The sequence below is a fragment of the Geodermatophilus chilensis genome (assembly GCF_002802985.1).
Lineage (GTDB): Bacteria > Actinomycetota > Actinomycetes > Mycobacteriales > Geodermatophilaceae > Geodermatophilus > Geodermatophilus chilensis.
Map to the genome: position 1 here is coordinate 1 of NZ_NVPT01000291.1, position 3,143 is coordinate 3,143.

3 protein-coding genes and 2 pseudogenes are annotated in these 3,143 nt (G+C 68.4%); 4 read left to right on the plus strand and 1 reads right to left on the minus strand.

Annotation, left to right across the window (positions count from 1 at the left end; all coding sequences use genetic code 11):
• Nucleotides 1-267 (minus strand): annotated as a pseudogene (locus CNO22_RS26400) (IS5/IS1182 family transposase); the annotation flags it as partial.
• A 114-nt stretch (nucleotides 268-381) separates the two neighbouring features.
• On the opposite strand from CNO22_RS26400, the pseudogene CNO22_RS26405 reads away from it, so the two are divergent.
• From CNO22_RS26405 to CNO22_RS26420, 4 genes and pseudogenes are all read left to right on the plus strand, one after another.
• Nucleotides 382-846, plus strand: a pseudogene (locus CNO22_RS26405) (transposase); the annotation flags it as partial.
• 55 nt (nucleotides 847-901) lie between these two features.
• Nucleotides 902-2,062 carry an NADH:flavin oxidoreductase/NADH oxidase gene (locus tag CNO22_RS26410; RefSeq protein WP_100502204.1) on the plus strand — a complete coding sequence of 387 codons (1,161 nt, stop codon included), beginning with the start codon at nucleotides 902-904 and terminating at the stop codon, nucleotides 2,060-2,062.
• A 207-nt stretch (nucleotides 2,063-2,269) separates the two neighbouring features.
• Nucleotides 2,270-2,602 (plus strand): histone-like nucleoid-structuring protein Lsr2, encoded by a 333-nt coding sequence (locus CNO22_RS26415; protein WP_100502205.1) that lies wholly within the window; start codon nucleotides 2,270-2,272, stop codon nucleotides 2,600-2,602.
• A gap of 194 nt (nucleotides 2,603-2,796) precedes the next feature.
• Nucleotides 2,797-3,048, plus strand: a complete 252-nt coding sequence (locus tag CNO22_RS26420) for a nuclear transport factor 2 family protein (RefSeq protein WP_157937152.1) — start codon at nucleotides 2,797-2,799, stop codon at nucleotides 3,046-3,048.
• Nucleotides 3,049-3,143 lie beyond the last annotated feature (95 nt).

Genomic DNA, 3,143 nt, shown 5'->3' on the forward strand with positions numbered 1-3,143 from the left:
GAGGGCGGCCAGCCGCAGAGCATCGAAGATGCCCAGCCGGATCCACTCGTCCCGGCGGCGGCGCAGGGTGGTGGCCGAGCAGGCGGCGTCGGCGATCCGCTCGTATCCGGCGCCGAAGACCAGCGCCTCGACGAGCTTGTCCAAGACCACCGCATCGTCGATGCGGGGTCGGTGACAGCCCAGCGGATGCTCATCGACGTGCGGCGGCAGCAGCGCGAGGAACTGCTCGCGCAGCGGGTCAAGGATGCAGGATGGGACGGCAGGCACGAGCGGTCCACAGCTCACGGAGCGTTAGCACCTTCGCGAGCGTGGCCCTCGTGCCTGCCCTCCACGCTCAACCACGCCGAACGCCGCAGCTCTGCCTACTGGCGGGGGCTCTTAATCACCGACGTCTACTCCCGCCGGATCCTCGGCTGGCGGGTCAGCACGGCGAAGACGACCCCGCTGGTAACCAGCGCGCTCGAGCAGGCGCTGTTCACCCGCCGCCGCGGCAACGCCGCCTTCACCGCCACCGGCCTGATTCACCACTCCGACGCCGGGTCGCAATACACATCGGTGGCGTTCACCGAGGCGCTGACCGAGGCCGGCATCGCCGGCTCGATCGGCTCGGTCGGCGACGCCCTGGACAACGCGCTGATGGAGTCGACCATCGGCCTGTACAAGACCGAGCTCATCGACCGGCAGCGTTCCTGGACCGGGCGCAACGAGGTCGAGCGGGAGACCGCGGCCTGGGTCCACTGGTTCAACACCGAACGCCTGCACTCGGCGATCGGCTACCGCCCACCGGTGGAGTTCGAGAACAACTACCGTGACACCACCGCCACCCCGGTCCTCGAGGTGGCCTGAACCCGGCCTCCGTCAAATCCAGGACGGTTCACAGGATCGAGAGGAGTCGCACCCGATGACGCTGTTCGCGCCGTTCACGCTGCGCGGTGTGCCGCTCAGGAACCGCGTTGTGGTCTCGCCGATGAGCCAGTACCGCGCGCAGGACGGTGTCGCGAACGACTGGCATCTGGTCCACCTCGGTCGGTTCGCCCTCGGCGGTGCTGGCCTGGTGTTCACCGAGGCGACCGCGGTCCAGGAGCGCGGCCGGCGTACGCACGGCGACCTCGGGCTCTGGTCGGACGCCCACGTTGACGGTCTCGCGGCGGTCACCCGCTTCCTCCAGCGGGAGGGGGCGGTGGCGGGAATCCAGCTCGCGCACGCGGGGCGCAAGGCGAGCGAGCGCCGACCGTGGCACGGGGAGACACCGGTCGATGAGGAGGACATCGCGCAGCGCGGTGAGCAGCCGTGGCCCGCTGTGGGCCCGAGCGGGGTCCCGTACGCCGAGGGCTGGCCCGCGCCGGCCGAGATGAGCGCGGAGGACATCAGGGAAGTCATCGGGGCGTTCCGCGCCGCCGCTGAGCGGGCCCGCGAAGCGGGTTTCCGGGTGATCGAGGTCTACGCCGCGCACGGCTTTCTTCTCCATCAGTTCTACTCCCCGCTTGCGAACCGACGCCGGGACGGCTACGGGGGAAGCCTCGAAGGACGAGGCCGGCTGGCGGCCGAGGTCGCCGCGGCGATCCGCGAGGTCTGGCCCGACGAGTATCCGTTGGTCTTTCGTCTGTCGGTGACCGACTGGCATCCGGACGGCTGGCAGGTCGATGACACGATCCACCTGGCGCGGCGCCTGAAGGACCTGGGCGTCGACGCGATCGCCTGCTCGAGCGGCGGCATCGCCGGACGCGAACGCCCCCAGGGCATGACCCTCGAACAGGGGTATCAACTGCCCCTCGCCGCGCAGGTGAAAAAGGGCGCCGGCATCGCGACGATCGGTGTCGGCCTGCTGTGGGATCCCAAGCTGGTCAACCGCGCCCTCGAGCAGGGCGACGTCGACCTCGTCGCGCTCGCCCGGGAGCTGCTGGACAACCCCAACTGGACTCTGCACGCGGCCCGTGAGCTAGGCGCTGACCAGGACCACCGGATGTGGCATCCGGAGTTCGGCTGGTGGCTCGAAAAGCGGGCGCGCGCCATGCGCAGGCTGGGGCTTCGCAGCAGAGGACGCAACGGCGGCAAAAACTGACCCCCTCCTGAGTCTCTGATCCGCAGCCGCTGTTTGATCACCCCCCCAAGCAGGCACGCCGAAACCTTAGGGCGGTGGAGCCTGCCGCTCACGTGGCTAGTTAGCTCCCTTCGACGACGACGAACGTCGCCGAGGGTTTGCTTATCCTCACCCTCGCGGGGTTCCATTCAGTTGACAACCCGTCTGCGCCTCTGATCTCTTGGCTCTATGGCTACCAAGACTCAGGTTGTTCTGGTCGATGACCTCACCGGTGACCCGGCCGACACGACCGTGAAGTTCGCCCTGGACAAGACCGAGTACGAGATTGACCTCTCGATTGAGAACGCAGCGGAAATGCGCAAAGGACTTTCTCGGTACGTTGACGCTGCGCGGAAGGTGACCGGCGGCGGACGCCGGAGCGCGCCAGCGGCGAAGCCGGCATACGCCGGATACGACCCGGCCGCGGTGCGCGCGTGGGCGGCCGGGCAGGGCATCGAGGTCAACGCCCGCGGGCGCATCAAGGCAGACGTCGTGGAAATGTTCCGGGCCGCCGGCAACTGAGCGCACCGCCTCCGACCGGCGCATGCCCGACGGGCAGGCCGGGGCCGGCGACGGGCCTAGGAGATCGTTTCGCTATGACTTCGGCGCGCCTCCGCGTGCTGTTCGGAGGTCACCGGTCGACCCCTTCCGGGACCATTATCATCGGCGTAGCCTCGCGCACCCGCACGACCTCGTTCGGTCAGGGAGGACCAGCGATGGGTGAGGCGCGAGCTGGTCTGGAGCAGAACGTTCAGCATTGGAACGCCCACGACTCGGCGGCCTGGGTGGGCGACTTCAGCCCCGCTGCGCAGATCGTCGGCCCTGGGGCCAGCGGCTCAGGTACCGAAATGGTCAGGACGTTCTACTCCATCTGGCAGGACGCGTTCCCGGACAACGAGGTTCGCGTGACCGACATCTTCGAGGACGGTGCCACGGCGATCCTGCAAGCCGAGTTTCGGGGCACCTAAAGATCATTAAGGGCGGTTGTTATAGGAACGATCCGAACTCCAAGCCGGTGCTGGCCAGGAAGCCGACCAGCAGTCCGGGGCGGTACTGCATCCGT